12 protein-coding genes are annotated in these 16,772 nt (G+C 73.4%); 10 read left to right on the top strand and 2 right to left on the bottom strand.

The annotated features are described in order from the left end of the window. The first annotated feature begins 45 nt into the window (after window positions 1–45). Both OG710_RS13190 and OG710_RS13185 read left to right on the top strand, forming a co-directional pair. A complete protein-coding gene (locus OG710_RS13190) occupies window positions 46–1,662 on the top strand; it encodes an AMP-binding protein (RefSeq protein ID WP_330242233.1) in 1,617 nt (538 codons plus the stop codon). A 203-nt stretch (window positions 1,663–1,865) separates the two neighbouring features. Continuing rightward, window positions 1,866–3,461 (top strand): outer membrane protein assembly factor BamB family protein, encoded by a 1,596-nt coding sequence (locus tag OG710_RS13185; protein ID WP_330239513.1) that lies wholly within the window; start codon window positions 1,866–1,868, stop codon window positions 3,459–3,461. A gap of 63 nt (window positions 3,462–3,524) precedes the next feature. On the opposite strand, the gene OG710_RS13180 is transcribed toward OG710_RS13185, so the two are convergent. Next, the gene (locus OG710_RS13180; RefSeq protein ID WP_330239512.1) at window positions 3,525–4,490 is read right to left on the bottom strand and encodes an ACP S-malonyltransferase; all 966 of its coding nucleotides are present in this window, start codon (window positions 4,488–4,490) and stop codon (window positions 3,525–3,527) included. A 163-nt stretch (window positions 4,491–4,653) separates the two neighbouring features. On the opposite strand from OG710_RS13180, the gene OG710_RS13175 reads away from it, so the two are divergent. The 8 genes from OG710_RS13175 to OG710_RS13140 are packed head-to-tail and all read left to right on the top strand — an operon-like array spanning window position 4,654 to window position 15,620. After that, on the top strand, window positions 4,654–6,468 hold the full coding sequence (locus tag OG710_RS13175; protein ID WP_330239511.1) for a fatty acyl-AMP ligase: 1,815 nt from the start codon (window positions 4,654–4,656) through the stop codon (window positions 6,466–6,468). Then, the gene (locus OG710_RS13170; protein WP_330239510.1) at window positions 6,465–8,231 is read left to right on the top strand and encodes an acyl-CoA dehydrogenase; all 1,767 of its coding nucleotides are present in this window, start codon (window positions 6,465–6,467) and stop codon (window positions 8,229–8,231) included. Before OG710_RS13175 ends, OG710_RS13170 begins: the two co-directional genes overlap by 4 nt. A 15-nt stretch (window positions 8,232–8,246) precedes the next feature. Next, on the top strand, window positions 8,247–8,567 hold the full coding sequence (locus OG710_RS13165; RefSeq protein ID WP_330239509.1) for an acyl carrier protein: 321 nt from the start codon (window positions 8,247–8,249) through the stop codon (window positions 8,565–8,567). Beyond that, complete coding sequence (locus OG710_RS13160; protein WP_330239508.1) at window positions 8,567–11,593, top strand: type I polyketide synthase; 3,027 nt, start codon at window positions 8,567–8,569, stop codon at window positions 11,591–11,593. The genes OG710_RS13165 and OG710_RS13160 overlap by 1 nt, the downstream gene beginning before the upstream one ends. Next, window positions 11,590–12,603, top strand: a complete 1,014-nt coding sequence (locus tag OG710_RS13155) for a 3-oxoacyl-ACP synthase III family protein (protein ID WP_330239507.1) — start codon at window positions 11,590–11,592, stop codon at window positions 12,601–12,603. The genes OG710_RS13160 and OG710_RS13155 overlap by 4 nt, the downstream gene beginning before the upstream one ends. A gap of 7 nt (window positions 12,604–12,610) precedes the next feature. Next, window positions 12,611–14,512 carry an HAD-IIIC family phosphatase gene (locus OG710_RS13150; RefSeq protein WP_330239506.1) on the top strand — a complete coding sequence of 634 codons (1,902 nt, stop codon included), beginning with the start codon at window positions 12,611–12,613 and terminating at the stop codon, window positions 14,510–14,512. Further along, window positions 14,512–14,757 (top strand): phosphopantetheine-binding protein, encoded by a 246-nt coding sequence (locus OG710_RS13145; protein WP_330239505.1) that lies wholly within the window; start codon window positions 14,512–14,514, stop codon window positions 14,755–14,757. Before OG710_RS13150 ends, OG710_RS13145 begins: the two co-directional genes overlap by 1 nt. Continuing rightward, window positions 14,754–15,620, top strand: coding sequence for a 4'-phosphopantetheinyl transferase family protein (locus OG710_RS13140; RefSeq protein ID WP_330239504.1), 867 nt, complete (start codon window positions 14,754–14,756; stop codon window positions 15,618–15,620). Before OG710_RS13145 ends, OG710_RS13140 begins: the two co-directional genes overlap by 4 nt. Before the next feature lie 26 nt (window positions 15,621–15,646). On the opposite strand, the gene OG710_RS13135 is transcribed toward OG710_RS13140, so the two are convergent. Beyond that, the gene (locus tag OG710_RS13135) at window positions 15,647–16,636 is read right to left on the bottom strand and encodes a LuxR C-terminal-related transcriptional regulator (protein ID WP_330239503.1); all 990 of its coding nucleotides are present in this window, start codon (window positions 16,634–16,636) and stop codon (window positions 15,647–15,649) included. Between the last annotated feature and the right edge of the window lie 136 nt (window positions 16,637–16,772).

Here is a 16,772-nt window from a genome sequence, read left to right as displayed (position 1 = left end):
AATTCCCGACGATGTGCCGGGAAATGAGGAGCGGAAATGGAACCAATGGCGTCGAAGGCGCTGCACGCGCGTTTCCTGCGGGGCCTGGAGAAATCCCCGGCCGGTGTCGCCGTCCGGGTGGGCGGCGACACCGTGGACTACACGACAGCCCATGCGACCGCCCTGGCCTGGGCGGGCGCCCTGCTCGCCGCCCCCGGCGGCCCGCCGAACGCCGTCGGCATCCTGACCGGCCGCAGCACCACCGCGTACCTCGGCATCCTGGCCGCCCTGTACGCGGGCCTGCCGGCCGTTCCGATCCCGGCCGGCTTCCCCGTGGGCAAGGTCGTCTCGATGCTCGGCGCGGCCGGGGTCTCCGCGCTGGTCGTGGACGGGGAGGGCGCGGCCCTGCTCGCCGGGGGCACCGGGGCCGAACTGGGCGGCCTGCCCGTGCTCGCCCCCCACCTGGACCGGGCCGGCGCCGAGGCCCTGGCCGCGGCCACCGGGCTGCCGGTACTGGCCGCCGCTGCGGAGACCGCGCTCGCCGGACCCCGGGACGCGGCGCCCGACGACGTCGCGTACATCCTGTTCACCTCGGGCTCCACCGGGCGCCCCAAGGGGGTCCGGCTCACCCACGGCAACACGGCGCACTACTTCGGGCTGATGGACGCCTGGTACGACTTCCGCGCCGACGACGTCTTCTCGCAGGCGGCCGGGCTCAACTGGGACTCCGCGGTCTCCGACCTGTGGTGCGCCTGGGCGGCCGGGGCGCCGCTGGTGTCGGTGCCGCCGCACGCGTACCGCGATCTGCCCGGCTTCGTCGCGGAGCACGGGATCACCGTGTGGTTCTCGGCGCCGAGCGTGATCTCGCTGTCCCGGCGCACCGGACGGCTGCTGCCCGGCTCGATGCCGACGCTGCGCTGGACGTACTTCGGCGGCGAGGCCCTCCAGTTCGAGGACACCGACGCCTGGCAGCGGGCCGCGCCCGGCTCCGCGGTGATCAACGTCTACGGCCCGACCGAGATGACCATCACCACGCACCGCCACCGCTGGTCGCCCGAGGAGTCGGTGCGGCTCGGCGTCAACGGCGTCGTCCCGCTGGGGCTGCTCCACGAGGGCCACGCGGAGCTGCTGCTCGACGAGCGGGGCGAGGAGGCGGCGGACGAGGGCGAACTCTGGCTCGCTGGGCCGCAGCTGTCGGCCGGCTACCTCGACGCGGAGGACGGGCACGGCAAGTACCTGGAGCGGGACGGGCTGCGCTGGTACCGCACGGGGGACCGGGTCCGGCGGCTCGCGGACGGGCAGCTGGTGTACCTGGGCCGGATGGACTCCCAGGTGCAGGTGCAGGGCTACCGGGTCGAACTGGCCGAGGTGGAGCACGCGCTGCGGGCGGCGTCGCCGGTCACGGGCGCGGTCGTGGTCGGCGTACCGGTGGCCAACAGCACCGAGCTTGTCGCGTTCTACCTCGGTGAGCAGCGCGCCCCGAGGGACTTCCATCGCGATCTGGCGGCCGTCCTGCCGCCGCAGCTGATCCCGCGCCACTACCACCGGCTGGACGAGTTCCCGCTCAACACCAACAAGAAGACCGACCGGCTGGCGCTGACCGCGCTCGCGGCGGAACGGCACGGCGCGAAGGCGCGGGACACCGCGCCCGCGCCGGTGGCCGGGGCCCCGCGCGCCGCGTGAACCGTACCGGCGTCCGGCTCGGGGCCGTCGCGGCCCCCACCACAGACCCCACAAGCACCACCGGCACAGACCCCACAAGCACCACCGGCACAGGCACGACAGGCACGACAGGCACGACAGGCACGACAGGCACGACAGGCACGACAGGCATCACAGGCACCACACGCACTTCGTCACCACCGTCCTCGGGAGGACAGTCAGTCATGTTCACAAGACCCCGGTCGCCTCGGAAGACGGCCCGCAGGCTCACCCTGTTCGCCACCGTGGCCATGGCGACCACCCTCGCCATCGCCCCGGCCAACGCGTGCGGCCCGCAGGCCCAGTGGACGACCGGCGGCCACGACCTGGCCAACAGCCGCTCCGCAACGGGCGAGTACAAGATCACCACGGACAACGCGAGCCGGCTGAAGGCCAAGTGGACGTACGCCACGCACGGCGACGTGTCGGCCACGCCGGCCGTCGTCGACGGCGCCGTCTACTTCCCGGACTGGGGCGGCTATCTGCACAAGATCAACGCGAAGACGGGCGCGCCGATCTGGTCGCACAAGATCTCCGAGTACACCGGCGACGCGGCCTCCGTCTCCCGGTCCAGCCCGACCGTCGTCAACGGCAGGGTCTACATAGCCGACTGGACGAAGGCCGTGCTCATCACGGTCGACGCCCGGACCGGCGACAAGATCTGGACCCGTGAGATCGACACGCAGTACAAGGCCGTGCTGACCCAGTCGCCGGTCGTCCACGACGGGATCATCTACCAGGGCGTCTCCTCGCGCGAGTCGGAGGGCGCCTACGACCCCACGTACCCCTGCTGCACCTTCCGCGGCAGCGTGAACGCCATCTCCGCGAAGACCGGCAAGGTGCTGTGGCGGCAGTTCACCACCCCGGACAACGGCGGCAGGGCCGGCGGCTACAGCGGTGTCGCCGTGTGGGGCACCCCGGCGCTGGACCCCTCGACCCACACGGTGTACTTCACCACCGGCAACAACTACACCGTCCCGAAGGAGGTGTCCGACTGCCAGACGGCCGGCGGCACCCCCGCCGAGTGCTACCAGGAGGACAACTACGTCGACACGGTCCTGGCCCTGGACATGTACACGGGCCGGATCAAGTGGCACACCGGCGCCAAGCGGTTCGACGCCTGGAACACCGGCTGCCTGCCGGGGCTCCCGCCGAACAACTGCCCGCCGAACCCCGGCTACGACTACGACTTCGGTGACGGCGCCCACCTGTTCACCATCAAGGGCGCGGACGGCCGGGCCCGCAAGGTGATCGGCGCGGGCGAGAAGAGCGGCGAGTACTGGCTGATGGACGCCGCCACCGGCGAGGTCGTCTGGAGCGCGGCGGCCGGTCCCGGCGGACACGTCGGCGGCATCGAGTGGGGCACCGCCTTCGACGGGAAGCGGATCTACCTGGCCGAGGCCAACTTCAACAAGCTCGACTACCAGCTGGCGGACGGCTCCACCACCAACCGCAGCTCCTTCGCCGCGCTCGACCCGCAGACCGGCGAGATCATCTGGCAGGTCGCGGACCGCACCGACGGATTCGCCTGGGGCGCCCTGACCGCCGCGAACGGCGTCGTCTTCGGCGGCTCCACCAGCGGCCACATGTACGCCTTCGACGGCGCCACCGGTGAGTACCTGTGGGAGTTCGCCGCCCCGTACTCCTCCAACGCCGGCCCGGCGGTCGTGGACGGCACGGTCTACTGGGGCAACGGCTACGCCCGGTTCGCCGACGGCGCCGGCACCACCGGCAGCAGCACCGAGGGCACGTTCTACGCTTTCACGGTGGACGGCAGGTAACCCGGTACGCGGAAGGGGCCGGTGCCTTCGCGGGCACCGGCCCCTTCCGCACGTGTACGGCGCTCAGGCCGCGACCGGCATCCGGCGCCGCACCGGCTGCATCGCGGACCGGGGCGTCACCGGCACCACCTCGAAGTTCCGCGTGGTGCAGGCGACACGGGTGAACAGGCCGTCCGCCCCGGACACGCACAGCCGGCCCACGCCGCCCGCCCGCAGCGCCGCCACCACGTCCGGCCAGCACACCGTGCGCACGAAGCCGTCCAGCAGCATCCCGCGCACACCCGCGCCCGTCGTCACCGTCCGGCCGTCCTGGTCGGCGACCACCGGCAGCCGTGGGTCCGACCAGGTCAGCCCCGCGAAGATCTCCTCGTCCACCCGGTCGCGCAGCCCGTCGAACAGATACGAGTGCATCGGCGGCTTCATCGTGTACAGCGCCATCCCGCCGAGCGAGCGGATACGGCGCTGGAGCCAGTCCAGGACCGACTCGTGGACGGTCAGCATCGTGAAGTCCCGGTCCACCACACAGGCGATGTCGCTCCACTCGCCGCGCTCCTCCAGCTCCCGGCGCAGCTCCTCCACACCCTCCCGCGGTACCCGCGCGATCGACTGGGTGACCAGCGCCGGATGCTCGCGGGCGAAGTAGTCCTCCATCGTGTCCGCCAGCCGGGCCGTCATCGTCACCGCGTCGGCGAAGTCGAGCACTCCGGCGTACACGGCGGCGGCGCGGGCGCCGAAGCTGGGCCCGGTCACGTGCGACGGCTCGACCCCCAGCCGCTCCTCCGCCCAGCGGGCGAGCGCCAGGCAGTTCACCACGAAGGAGATCTGCCCGTAGCGCGAATAGTCGCCCTCGGTCCGCTGGTAGCGGTCGGCCAGCCGGTAGCCCAGGGCCTCGTCGGCGCGCGCGTACAGCTCGCGCGCGTGCGGGTTGACCAGCATGAAACGGGAGACCTCGGAGAAGGCCGTCGGCTGCATGCCGGGGAAGACGATCGCCGTACGCATCGCCTCTGCGGGTTCGGTGTGAGTGTCCATGCGGCGAGCGTCACCCGTACCCCCTCCCTCGGTGCACCCCTGCCGCCCCCTGAACCCGGCGCGCCCGCCGGGGCGCGCAAGCGAGCCGCAAGGGCCGTTGCGGAGGATCGGCGGGAACGAGGGCCGCACATCCACGGGCCCGAGACGCGAGGGGATGCCGCGGATGTCAGAGTCACGCTTCGCCACCTTCACCGAACTGCTCCGCGCCCGGACGGCCGAACTCGCCGGCCAGGACGTGCACGTCTTCCTCCGCGACACCGCGGACGGTCCGGTGGCCGAACACCTCACCTACGGAGAGCTGGACCGGGAGGCGAGACGCATCGCCGCCTGCCTCCAGAACTACGGCGTGACCGAACAGCCCGTGCTGCTCGCCTACTCCTCCACCGCGGAGTTCCTCAAGGGCTTCGCGGGCTGCCTGTACGCGGGAGCCGTCGCCGTCCCCGTCCCGCTGCCCGGCGAGGCCGGCCGCGACAAGCGCCTCAACCGGACCACCGCCGTGCTCAAGGACACCGGCGCCGCCGTCGTCCTCACCGAGACGTCCGCCGCCCCCGAGGTCGCGCTCTGGCTCGCCCGCAACACCCGCTCCACCGCCGAGTGCCTGGTCACCGACGTCCCCGAGATCGGCGACCCGGAGGCGTGGCGGCCCGTCGCGGCCCGCGCCGACGACCTGGTCTTCCTCCAGTACACCTCCGGCTCCGTCTCCGAACCGCGCGGCGTGACCGTCTCGCACCGCAACCTCCTCGCCAACCAGGCCAGCCTCCAGAAGCTGCTGCGCACCACCCGCGAGGACGTCTTCGGCAGCTGGCTGCCCTACTTCCACGACATGGGCCTGGTCGCGCACCTGCTGCACCCGATCCACCTCGGCAGCCACAGCGTCCAGGTCACCCCGCTCTCCTTCGTCAAGCGCCCGCTGCGCTGGCTCCAGGCCATCGACGAGTACGGCGTCACCGTCGGCGGCGGCCCCAACTTCTGCTACGACCTGTGCGTCCACCGGGTCAAGGACGAGCAGATCGCCGCGCTCGACCTGTCCCGCTGGCGCCTCGCCCTCAACGGCGCCGAACCGGTGCGCGCCGAGAGCCTGGACGCCTTCGCGGAGCGGTTCGCGCCCGCCGGCTTCCGGCCCGAGGCGCTGCGCCCCTGCTACGGCCTGGCGGAGGCCACGCTCGTCGTCTCCGGCGGCGCGCCCGGCACCCCGTACGTCCGCCGCGAGTTCGACCAGGCCGAGCTGGAGCGGGACCGGGCCGAGGCGGCCGGCACGGACGATCGGCGGCGCACGCTCGTCGGCTGCGGCGTCCCGGTGGACGCGGACGTACGGATCGTGGACCCGCTGACCCACCACGAGCTGCCGGCCGGCGCGGTCGGCGAGATATGGATACGCGGCTACGGCATCGCCCGCGGCTACTGGCGGCGACCCACCGAGACCGTGCGCACCTTCCGCGCCAGCCTCAACGACGAGGAGAGCAACTTCCTGCGGACCGGCGACCTCGGCATGCTGGTCGACGGGGAGCTGTTCGTCACCGGGCGGCTCAAGGAAGTCATCATCATCAACGGCCGCAACGTCTACCCGCAGGACGTCGAGTGGGCCGCCCGGACCGTCAGCCCCGCCCTGACCTTCGGCGCCGGAGCCGCGTTCTCCGTGGACGCCGGACGCGAGCACCTGGTGCTCGTCCAGGAGGTGCGCGGTGTCGCGGACAGCACCGAACTGCGCACCGTCGCCCAGAAGATCCAGGCCCTGATCGGCCAGGAATTCGAGATCCCGGCCGGCAACATCCTGCTGGTGCGCCCCGGCGCCGTGCGCCGCACCAGCAGCGGCAAGGTCCAGCGCACCCTGATGCGGACGCTGTTCCTGGACGGGGTGGTGCGCGGCGAGTACGAGGTGCTGACCCCGGACGTGTGGGCGCTGGCCCGCGCCGAGGACGTGCTGTTCGGGGGCGACCTGCTGCGGCCGGAGGGAGCCGACGGAGGAAGGCGGTGGTGACGACCCCGCCCACCGTGCTCGCGCCCTCCTCCGAGCAGGCCGCGCGGCGGCGCGAGAGCGCCGTCCGGGCCAGGGTCGCCGCCCTGGAGGACCTGTTCGGCGACCCGTCCGACCCGGCCAACCCGGCCGGCTACTCCGCGCTCCTGGAAGCCGACCGGGCCGCGGTGCCGTTCGCCGCGGGCGAGGCGCTGCTCGACGCGTTCGGCATCGCCGAGGAGTACGTGCCGCGCGCGCTCGGCGGCCGGCTCGACGCGATGGACACCCTGGTCCGGGTCATGCGGCCGGTGATGCGCCGCGACGTGGGCCTGGCCATCGGGCACGGCATGACCACCTTCATGGCCGCGTCCGACGTCTGGGCGACGGGCAGCGACCGCCAGCGCCAGTGGCTGGCCGGACTGCTGCGCGGGGGCGGCCGGGCCGCCATCGCCCAGCACGAGACGGCGCACAGCAACGACTTCGTCCGCAGCCAGGTCACCGCCCGGCGCGGCCCCGGCGGCTATCTGATCAGCGGCGGGAAGCCCCTGGTCAACAATCTGGAACGGGCCGGGGCACTGGTCCTGTTCTGCCGCACCGACCCGGCCCCGGGCAGCCGCAGCCACTCCGTGCTGCTGCTGGAGCCGGAGCAGCTGTCCGACGTCCACGCCGCCGTCACCGCCCGCCGCACCCCGGTCGGGCTGCGCGGCTGCCGGTTCGCGGGCGTCGAGTTCGACGACTGCCCGGTGCCCCGGTCCGCGCTGCTCGGGCCGGAGGGCAGCGGCATCGAGATCGCGCTGCGCTCCTTCCAGATCAGCCGGACCGTGATCGCCGCCACCGCCGTCGCCGCCCTGGACACCAGCCTGCGCACCGCCGTCCGCATCGACCGCGAGCAGTCCGGCGGCTGGCAGGGCCGGGGCACCGACAACAGCCGCACCGGGGCCGCCCTGACCAACGCCTTCGTCAGCCTGCTGCTGTACGACGCGCTCGCCGTGGTGGCCGCCCGCGCCCTGCATCTGCTGCCCGCCGAGACGAGCGTCACCTCGGCGGCGCTCAAGTACCTGATGCCGCGTGTGCTCGGCGAGACCATGTACGACCTGTCGATCGTCCTGGGCTCCGAGTTCTACACCCGCGAGGGCACCCGGGGCATCTTCCAGAAGCACGTCCGGGACGTGCCCGTGCTCAGCCTCGGCCACGCCGGCACCGTCGCCTGCCAGGCCACCGTCATCCCGCAGATGCCCCGGCTCGCCCGCCGCTCCTGGTTCGTCGAGGACGAGGCGCCCGCCGGGCTCTTCCGGCTGGACGGGGACCTGCCGCCGCTGCGCACCGAACGCCTCGCCCTGGCCTGCGGCCGGGACTCGCTCAGCGCCTCGCTGCTCGCGGTCGCCGCGCGCATCGACGGCCACGGCCCCGTGGAGCGCGCCCTGCGCACCCTGGCGGGGCTGCTCGTCGAGGAGTTCCGGGACGTGCGCGGCCGGGTGCTCCGCCTGGAGGCGGCCGGACCGGCCGGAAGCGCCCGGCCCGCCCGGTTCGCCCTGATGGACCGGTACACGCTGCTGCTCGCCGGGGCCGCCGTGCTGGGCGTCTGGGACCAGGCCCGGTACGGCCCCGACCCGTTCCTCGCCGACCCGTCCTGGGCCGCCGCCGCGCTGCACCGCATCTGCGGGCGGCTCGGCACCCGCGTCGCCGCCCTCCCCCCGGAGTGCGAGACGCGCCTGAGACACGAGGTCCAGCTCCGCTTCTCCACCCGGACCAGCTACGACCTCTACTCGACCCCGATTCCGGGTTGACCGAAGGAGTCCGCGATGACCATCCCCACCGGCCGGCACACCCTCGCCGCCGACACCGCGAAGGAGGACGGCGTGTACGCCTGGCTGTCGGCCCGCCTCTCGCTCTACCTGCGGCGGGCGCCGGAGACCATCGACCCGGCCGTGCCGCTCGCCGAGTACGGCATGGACTCGGTGGCGGCGCTCAGCCTCTGCGGCGACCTGGAGGAGGAGTTCGGCCTGGAGGTCGAGTCGACCCTGCTGTGGGACTTCCCGACCGTCAACGGCCTGGTCCGCCATCTGACCGCGGTGCTGCCGGACGGACCGGCGGGCGCGGCCCCCCTGCGGGACCAGAGCTGATGGGGGACATCGCCGTCGTCGGGATCGACTGCGCGTTCCCCGGAGCGGCGGGCGTCCAGGCGTACTGGGACCTGCTGGTGGGGGGCCGGGCCGGCATCGGGCCCGTCCCCGGCCGGCGCTGGGAGGCACGGGATTTCCCCGCGGCCGGTGACAGCGGCGGTTTCATCGACGACGCCGATGTCTTCGACAGCGACTTCTTCTCCATCACGCCGCGCGAGGCCGCCGCGATGGACCCGCACCAGCGGCTGCTGCTGCCCTGCGCCTGGCGGGCCCTGGAGGACGCGGGGCGCGCCCCCGGCGACCTCGCGGGCAGCGGGACCGGGGTGTTCGTCGGGGTGATGGGCGGCGAGTGGGGGCGCCTGACCATGAGCGACCTCGACCGGGTCACCCCGCTGCTCGGGTCCGGCAGCAGCGCCGGCATGGCCGCCAACCGGATCTCCTACCACTTCGACCTCACCGGCCCGAGCCTCGCCGTGGACACGGCCTGCTCCTCCTCGCTGGTCGCCGTCCACCTCGCCGCGAACTCGCTGCTGGCCGGGGAGTGCGACACCGCGCTGGCCGGCGGGGTCAACGTCGTCCTCTCGCCCTCGCTCGGCCTGGTCTACGGGCAGCTCGGGCTGGCCGCCGCCGACGGGCGGTGCAAGCCGTTCAGCGCCGAGGCGGACGGCCTCGGCCGCAGCGACGGTGTCGGCCTGGTGGTGCTGCGCCGGCTGGCGGACGCGGTCGAGGACGGCGACCGCGTCTACGCCGTGCTGCGCGGCAGCGCCGTCAACCAGGACGGCCGCAGCAACGGGATGATCGCTCCCAACCGCTGGTCCCAGGAGCGCGTCCTGAACGCCGCCTACCGGCGCGCCGGGGTCAGCCCCGCCGAGGTCGCCTTCGTGGAGGCCCACGGCACCGGGACCGTCCTCGGGGACGCCATCGAGTGCGCGGCGCTCGGCTCGGTGCACGGTGTCCCGCGCGAGGCGCCGTGCGCCATCGGCTCCGTCAAGGGCAACCTGGGGCACACCGAGGGCGCCGCCGGGATCGCCGGGTTCATCAAGACCGCGCTGGCCCTGCACCACCGCATCGTCCCGGCCAGCCTCTTCGCGGAGCGCGAGAACTCCCGGCTCCGGCTCGGCGAACGCGGTCTGCGGCTGCTCAAGTCCCCGGTCCGGCTGCCGCGCGGCGAGACCGTCGCCGGGGTGAGCAGCTTCGGCATGGGCGGCACGAACGCCCACGCCGTTCTCGCCAGCGCGCCCAGGACCCCCCGCGCGCCCAGGACCCCCCGCGCGGTCCCGGTCCGCGACCGCGCGGAGTCCGGTGCGGCCGGGGTGTTCACCGTCAGCGCCGACACCCCGGAGGCCCTGCGCCGCAACCTCGCCGCCCAGGCCGACGCGCTCGCCGCACGGCCCGGGGGCGGGGCGGCGGCGCTGTGCCGGAGCAGCAACCGGGTCAAGACCGGGCTGCCGCACCGCTTCGCGCTCACCGCCCGCGACACCGGCGAACTCGTGGCCGGACTGCGCCGGGCCGTGGAGCTGCGCACCCCCGCACCGGGCGAGCCGCATCCCGCCGGTGACCGGCCCTGGGGCCGCCCCGTGGTGGCGTTCCTCTTCACCGGCCAGGGCAGCGAGTACCCCGCGATGACGGCGGGCCTCTACCGCGAATCCCCGGCCTACCGGCGCCACTTCGACGCGGCCGACGCGGCGCTGGCCGCCCATCTGGGCCACTCGGTGCGCGAGGCGGTACTCGGCGAAGCCGCTGCGGCGCGGGAGGGCGGGGCCAGGGCCGGGGCCGGGGTCGAGGGTGGGCGGCCGGAGCTGGTTCAGCCGGCCCTCTTCGCCGTGGGCTATGCCCTCGCGCGCACCCTGGTCGACCTGGGCGTGACCCCGGCCGCCGTGCTCGGCCACAGCCTCGGTGAGTACGCCGCCGCCGTCACCGCCGGAGTCCTCACCCTGGACGAGGCGGCCGGGCTGGTCGTCCGGCGCGCCCGGCTCACGGCCGCACTGCCCTCCGGCGGCGGGATGACGAGCGTCGCGGCGGGCGCCGACGAGCTTGCCGCGGTGCTCGCGGCGGAGCCCGAAGTGGTGGTCGCCGCGCTCAACGGGCCGGCCGACACCGTGCTCTCCGGCCCGCTGGACGCGCTGGCCCGGATCGGCGAGGAGCTGGCCGGGCTCGGCATCCGGACCCGGCCGCTGGCCTCCCCGTATGCGTTCCACTCCGCCCAGCTGGCCCCGGTCGCCGCCGGACTGCGGGCCGCCCCCGTGCACTGTGGGCCCGCCGCGCTGCCGGTGGCCTCCACCCGGTACGGCCGGATGTTGCGCGACGAGCCGATGGACGCCGGGTACTGGGCGGGCCAGACGGAGGAGCCGGTGCTCTTCGACGCGGCGCTCGGCGCCCTCGTCCATGACATCGCCCCGACCCATCTGGTCGAGATCGGCCCCCGGCCCCAGCTCACCCGGATCGCCGCCCGCGCCGGAAGCCTGGGCGGCGCCGAACTCCTGCATCCCGCACCCGGACCCGAGGGCACCGGCAGAGATCTGGCGGAGACCGTCGCCGCCCTGTACCGCTGCGGACTCGACCCCGTCTGGGAGGAGCTGTACGCCCCGGAGCACCGGGTGCCCGAACCGCTCGCCCCGTACGTCTTCTCGTCCGCACAGCGCTACTGGGACCGGCCCCCGGCCTCCGTCGAGCCGAGGGTGGAGCGGCGGCCCGACATGCCCGCCGTTTCACGTGAAACGCCCATGAGTGAGGTTTCACGTGAAACGCCCAACGGGGAGACCGGCGACGACGATCCCGTGCTCGTCGCCGTGGTCGAAGCCGTCACCGAGGTCGGCGGCTATCCCACGGAACGTGTGGTGCGCGAGGCCCGTTTCCATGAGGACCTGGGCTTCGACTCAGTGATGATCATGCAACTCAAGAACCGGGTGGAAGCCCGGCTCCCGAGGGTCGGAGAGGTATCCGTGCAGCAGATGCTGCCCGCACTGCGCTCGGTCGGTTCGCTGGCCGAATTCCTGGACGGCGTGATCATGGCGAGGTCGGCATGACCGATGTCCATATCGCCGCGACCGGCACGGCGCTGCCCGGCGACCCGGTCGACAACGCCACGCTCGCCAAGCTGCTCGGCGCCAGCAAGGAGTGGATCGACCTCTTCGTCGGCACCCGGACCCGCTACTTCGGCTGGGACCCGGTCACCGGGGAGGTGCGCGGCTCGCTGGCCGACCTGTGCGCCGAAGCCGCCGCGCAGGCCGTACGGCACTCCGGGCTCGTCCTCGCGGACATCGAGTTCCTTGTGCTGGCCACGGCGACGCCGGACACCCTGCTGCCCACCACCGCCGCCGAGGTCGCGGACCGGCTCGGCCTCGACCATCTGCCCGTCTACCAGATCCAGGCGGGCTGCTCCGGCGCCGTTCAGGCCCTCGACCTGGGCCGCAGCCTGATCGCGGGCGGGCGGCAGGCCGGGCTCGTGATCGGCGGCGATGTCACGCACCGCTTTCTGTCGCCCCGGCAGGACGCGGCGAAGATCCCCAGCGGCGAACTCGTCAACTATGTGCTGTTCGGGGACGGGGCCGGTGCCGCCGTCCTCACCGCCGAACCCGAGGGCGAGCGGATCGCCGTGCGCTCCGTGCTCAACTCCTGGACCGGACGCGGCCGCCGGCCCGGACAGCTCCTCGACTGGTACGGCACCACCGACCGCGACTCCGACCGGCCGATGCTCGCCGAGGACTACAAGGCGATCGAGGAGCATGTGCCGCCGATCGCCTCGGAGATCCTCTGGGACCTGCTCGGCGGGCTCGGCTGGGAGCTGGACGGCATCGGATACCTGCTGCCGCCCCAGCTCTCCGAGCGGATGACCGCCCGCATCGTGGAGCGGCTGCCCGACTGTCCGGCCCGGAAGGTGTCCTGCGTCGCCGACACCGGCAACACCGGCAACGCGCTGCCGTTCCTCCAGCTCGACCGGCTGGTCCCCGAACTCGCGGAGGGCGACCGGGCGATCGGGCTGTGCGTGGAGTCCAGCCGGTGGATCAGGGCCGGATTCGCCCTGGAGAAGGTGTGAGGTGGCGATGACCTCGGGACTGGACCGCCTCCGCGACCTGCGCAAGCGCGGACTGCTGGCGAAGGCGTACGACCAGGTCGCCGCCGCCCTCGCCCAGGAGGAGCCCGGCGGGGTCCGGGCGGACACCGCGGCGGCCGGCCGGCTGCTCGGCTCCCTCGACCCCGGAGCCGTGCTGGCCCACCACCCGGCGACCCCGGTCGTCACGGTCGCCGTCACCGGCCAGTCCACGGTCGGCCAGGTCCTCGATCCGCTCCGGGGCGAACTCGCCCGTCACGGGCTGCTGCTGCGCGCCGTCCTCGGCGAGCACGGCACCTATCTGCGCGATCTGACCGACACCGGGAGCGAGCTGCACACCGCGTCCCCCGACCTCACCCTCTGCCTGCTGGACGCCGAGACGGTGTTCGAGCAGGTTCCCGGCGTATGGCGGCCCGAGGACGTGGAGTCGGCCGCCGCCGACGCGCTGGAGCGGTGCGCCACGCTGGCCGCGCACGCGCCGGGCACCCTGGTCCTCAACACCCTGCCGCTGCCCCTGGCGTACAGCCGCCGGCTCATCGACCACCGGTCACGGGCCCGGCTCGGCGCGGTGTGGCGGGAGTTCAACGCCGCGCTGCTGCGGCTCACCGAACGCTTTCCGGCCCTGGTGGTCATCGACCTCGACCCGCTGACGGGCGAGGGCGGGCCCGTCACCGACCCCTGTCTCGCCCGGTACGCCAAGGTCCGGCTCGGCGCGGAGCTGCTGGCCGGCTACGCCAGGGAGGTCGCCCATCTGGCCCGGGCCCTGCGCGGCGCCGTCCGCAAGTGCCTGGTGCTCGACCTCGACCAGACCCTGTGGGACGGCATCCTCGCCGAGGACGGGCCCGACGGCATCGCCGCCGCCGGAACGCTGCGCGGGGAGGCGTTCGGCGCCTTCCAGACCTGTGTCAAGCAACTCGGCTCCCAGGGCGTCCTTCTCGCCGTGAGCAGCAAGAACGACGCCGCCGAAGTCGCCCGGGTGCTGGCGGACCACCCCGACCCGGTGCTCCGGGAACGGGACTTCGTGGCCGTCAACGCCAACTGGGAGCCCAAGGACGGCAACCTGGCCGACATCGCCCGCCGGCTCGACCTGTCCGCGGACGCCCTGGTCTTCGCGGACGACTCGCCGGCCGAACGCGAGCAGGTGCGCCACGGACTGCCCGCGGTCGCCGTCGTACCGCTGGGCGAGGAGCCGGCCACGCACATCGGGCGGCTGCTGGCGGACGGCTGGTTCGACACGGTCGGCCTGACCGACGAGGACCGGGCCAGGACGGGTGAGTACCGGGCCCGCCGCGAGCGCCGGGAGCTGCACGCCGGAGCCGGTTCGCACGAGGAGTTCCTGCACGCCCTGGACCTCCGGCTCGACGTCGGCCCGCCGCGCCCGCACGAGGTCGCCCGGATCTCCCAGCTGACCTTGCGGACCCATCAGTTCAACCTCGCCGGGGGCGGTCTCACCGAGGCCGCCGTGACCGCCCTCGCGGCCGACGCCGGCCGGGAGGTGCTCGTGGCGCGCACCGCCGACCGGTTCGGGGACAACGGACTGGTCGGCGCCGCGCTGATCAGCCGGTCCCCGGGGGAATGGCGGCTGGACAACCTGTGGCTGAGCTGCCGCGTCCTCGGCCGGGGCGTCGAACGCGCCTTCGTCGCCGTACTGTTGAACAGGGCCCGGCGCCTCGGACTGCAAGCCGTGGGCGCCCGCTACGTACCCACCGCCCGCAATCACCGGGCCGGGGATCTCTACCCCTCCTGCGGGTTCGTCGCCCGCCGTTCCTCCGGGTCCGGGAAGAGCGGGGACGGGGAGAGCGGGGACGGGGCCGCGGAGTACCGCCACGACCTGACGGTGCTGCCGGAGACACCCGGCCACATACGCGTCACCGAGTCCGGAAAGGCATCCTGATGAGCGCCGACGACCTGACGGGCCTCGACGCGTTCCTGCGGATCGTGGGCGACGACCTGGGCCTGGACGTGGCGGGCCCCGCCGGAGCGGATACGGCCCTCACGGAGGTGCCCGGCTGGGACTCGCTGAACCTGCTCCGGCTGGTGGCCCTCCTGGAGGAGTCCGGCCACCACGTGCCGGTGCACCGTCTGCTGGAGGCCGGGAGCCTCCGGGACATTCACACCCTCGTGAAGGAGTACGGATGACCGCGCCGGGCAATATCACGCTCGGCTCACCGCTCGGTGAGCCCGTCGCCGTGGTTCCCGGCGGTGACTCGTGGAACAGAGTCAAGGACGACCTCACCGCGCACGGCACCGCTCTGGCCTATGCGTGGCTGAAGGACCTGGAGCCCGCCGTGCCCTCGGGCGACGGTCTGCGCGAACTGCTCGGCCGTGACTGGACGCGCTATCTGGACCTGACCCACTCCGACGTACGCAACCGGTACGTCGCCTCGCGGATGCTGCTCAAGCACGCGGCGGGTGCGGTGCTGGCCAGCGAACCGGGCGACCTGGAGCTGGCGTACGGGCCGACCGGGCGCCCGTATCTGCGCGGCTGCGACCAGATCGACATCAGCCTCAGCCACACCGAGGACCTGCTGCTCGTCGGGCTGACGACCTGCGGCCTGATCGGGGTGGACGCCGAGCGGGCCGACCGCGACATGTACGGCGGCGGGCTGGTCCGGCACATCTGCACGCCGTACGAGGCGGTCCTGCTGTCCGGGATGCCGGAGAAGGAGCGCAACGGCGCGCTGGTGCGGCTGTGGACGCTGAAGGAGGCGTACTCCAAGGCGATCGGGCAGGGCATGCAGTTCCGCTTCACCGAGTTCGGGTTCGGCCCGGACGGGCGGCCGGTGCGGGTGCAGCGCCCGGACGGCACACCGGGCACCGGCGAGGAGTGGACCTTCCGCACCTTTCCGCTGGAGGACGGCTACGTGGTCAGCGCGGCGGTGTACGACGCGGGGTTCGGCAAGCTCCAGGACGCCCACGTCACGACGATGCTCGACCAGGACTGCGTGGACGCGATCACGGAGGCGCTGGACGCGGAGGAGGACGGGGGCCGCGGCGCGTGAGGCGCGGCGCGCCCCCGCCGTACCCGTCAGGAGAACGGGCGGCCGGGGTCACCGGTCAGCATCTCCAGGCGGGCGGCGTTGTAGCCCGCCTGGAACCGGCTGGTGGCCTCCAACTGCTCGGTGATCTCCGCGATGTGGCGCCGGCAGGTGCGTACGGACATGCCGAGCCGGCGGGCCACCATCTCGTCCTTGTAGCCCTTGGTCATCAGCCGGATGATCGACCACTTCAGCTCGTCGGTGGACGCGGGGGAGCGCTGCGACTCCACGACGTACGGGGTCGCGCCCTCCCACAGGTACTCGAAGACGGAGCACAGGAACGCCACGAGGGTGGGCTCGCGGACGACGGCCGCCCCCGGACTGTCCTCGTGGGCGGACCGCTCCGGCAGGAACGCCACCTCGCGGTCGTAGATGATCAGCCGGTCGATCACCTCGTCGGCGGTCCGGACCTCCGCGCCCCGCACGGTCACGTCGCGGACGTAGGAGCGGGTGGGCAGGTCGTTGCGCGCGGTGTGCTGGTAGATGGTCCGGATGCGCACCCCGCGCGACAGGATGGACAGCGCGCTCGCCCTGGCGTCGTCGAGCAGGTCCGCCGGGCGCGCGCCGCCGGGCTGGACGGTGATCAGCTCGCTCTTGCAGGTCTGGCCGAGGTGGTCGAGGAGGGCCTGGATGCGGGCGGGGTCACTGATGATGTCGAACGCCTCCAGGTGATTGCGCACCCGGCGGCCCTCGAAGTACAGGGGGGTCAGCGACATCAGCTTGGCCCGGACCTCGGTGACGGCCTGCTGGAGGTCGCGGATCTGCCGTTCGGCGGGGCCCACCAGGGAGGCGGCGGCGGCGTCGGGGGTGACGGGGGTCAGCTGGTGCGAGTGGCCGGGCACCGACTGGAGCAGCCGGACCCCCACCAGCACGCTCTCGACGCGGGCGATCTCGTCGTGGGTGAGGGACAGGTCGTGGGCAATCCGGTCGCGGTCGAAGCGGCCGCACTCGACGGCGAGACCGTATGCCGCAGCGCTCACGTCATCCAGTTCGGCAAAGCCCGAATCCGCGTACTCCCCTTGGAACACGCCAGCCCCCACTGGTCGGTGTAATTGCTGCCACGTAACTTTACGCCAACGTGAAGCCCTTGGCGCGAATCATCGGCGTTCGAGACTC

The organism is Streptomyces sp. NBC_00525 (genome assembly GCF_036346595.1).
Classification (GTDB): Bacteria; Actinomycetota; Actinomycetes; order Streptomycetales; family Streptomycetaceae; genus Streptomyces.
The sequence above is the reverse complement of the archived record's forward strand: the minus strand, read 5'-3'. Positions and strand labels throughout refer to the sequence as shown.

Bases quoted from the DNA above. Each gene is read 5' to 3' on its own strand.
- OG710_RS13190 (WP_330242233.1), top strand. From the start codon at position 46: ATGGCGTCGAAGGCGCTGCACGCGCGTTTCCTGCGGGGCCTGGAGAAA.
- OG710_RS13185 (WP_330239513.1), top strand. From the start codon at position 1,866: ATGTTCACAAGACCCCGGTCGCCTCGGAAGACGGCCCGCAGGCTCACC.
- OG710_RS13180 (WP_330239512.1), bottom strand. From the start codon at position 4,490: ATGGACACTCACACCGAACCCGCAGAGGCGATGCGTACGGCGATCGTC.
- OG710_RS13175 (WP_330239511.1), top strand. From the start codon at position 4,654: ATGTCAGAGTCACGCTTCGCCACCTTCACCGAACTGCTCCGCGCCCGG.
- OG710_RS13165 (WP_330239509.1), top strand. From the start codon at position 8,247: ATGACCATCCCCACCGGCCGGCACACCCTCGCCGCCGACACCGCGAAG.
- OG710_RS13160 (WP_330239508.1), top strand. From the start codon at position 8,567: ATGGGGGACATCGCCGTCGTCGGGATCGACTGCGCGTTCCCCGGAGCG.
- OG710_RS13155 (WP_330239507.1), top strand. From the start codon at position 11,590: ATGACCGATGTCCATATCGCCGCGACCGGCACGGCGCTGCCCGGCGAC.
- OG710_RS13150 (WP_330239506.1), top strand. From the start codon at position 12,611: ATGACCTCGGGACTGGACCGCCTCCGCGACCTGCGCAAGCGCGGACTG.
- OG710_RS13145 (WP_330239505.1), top strand. From the start codon at position 14,512: ATGAGCGCCGACGACCTGACGGGCCTCGACGCGTTCCTGCGGATCGTG.
- OG710_RS13140 (WP_330239504.1), top strand. From the start codon at position 14,754: ATGACCGCGCCGGGCAATATCACGCTCGGCTCACCGCTCGGTGAGCCC.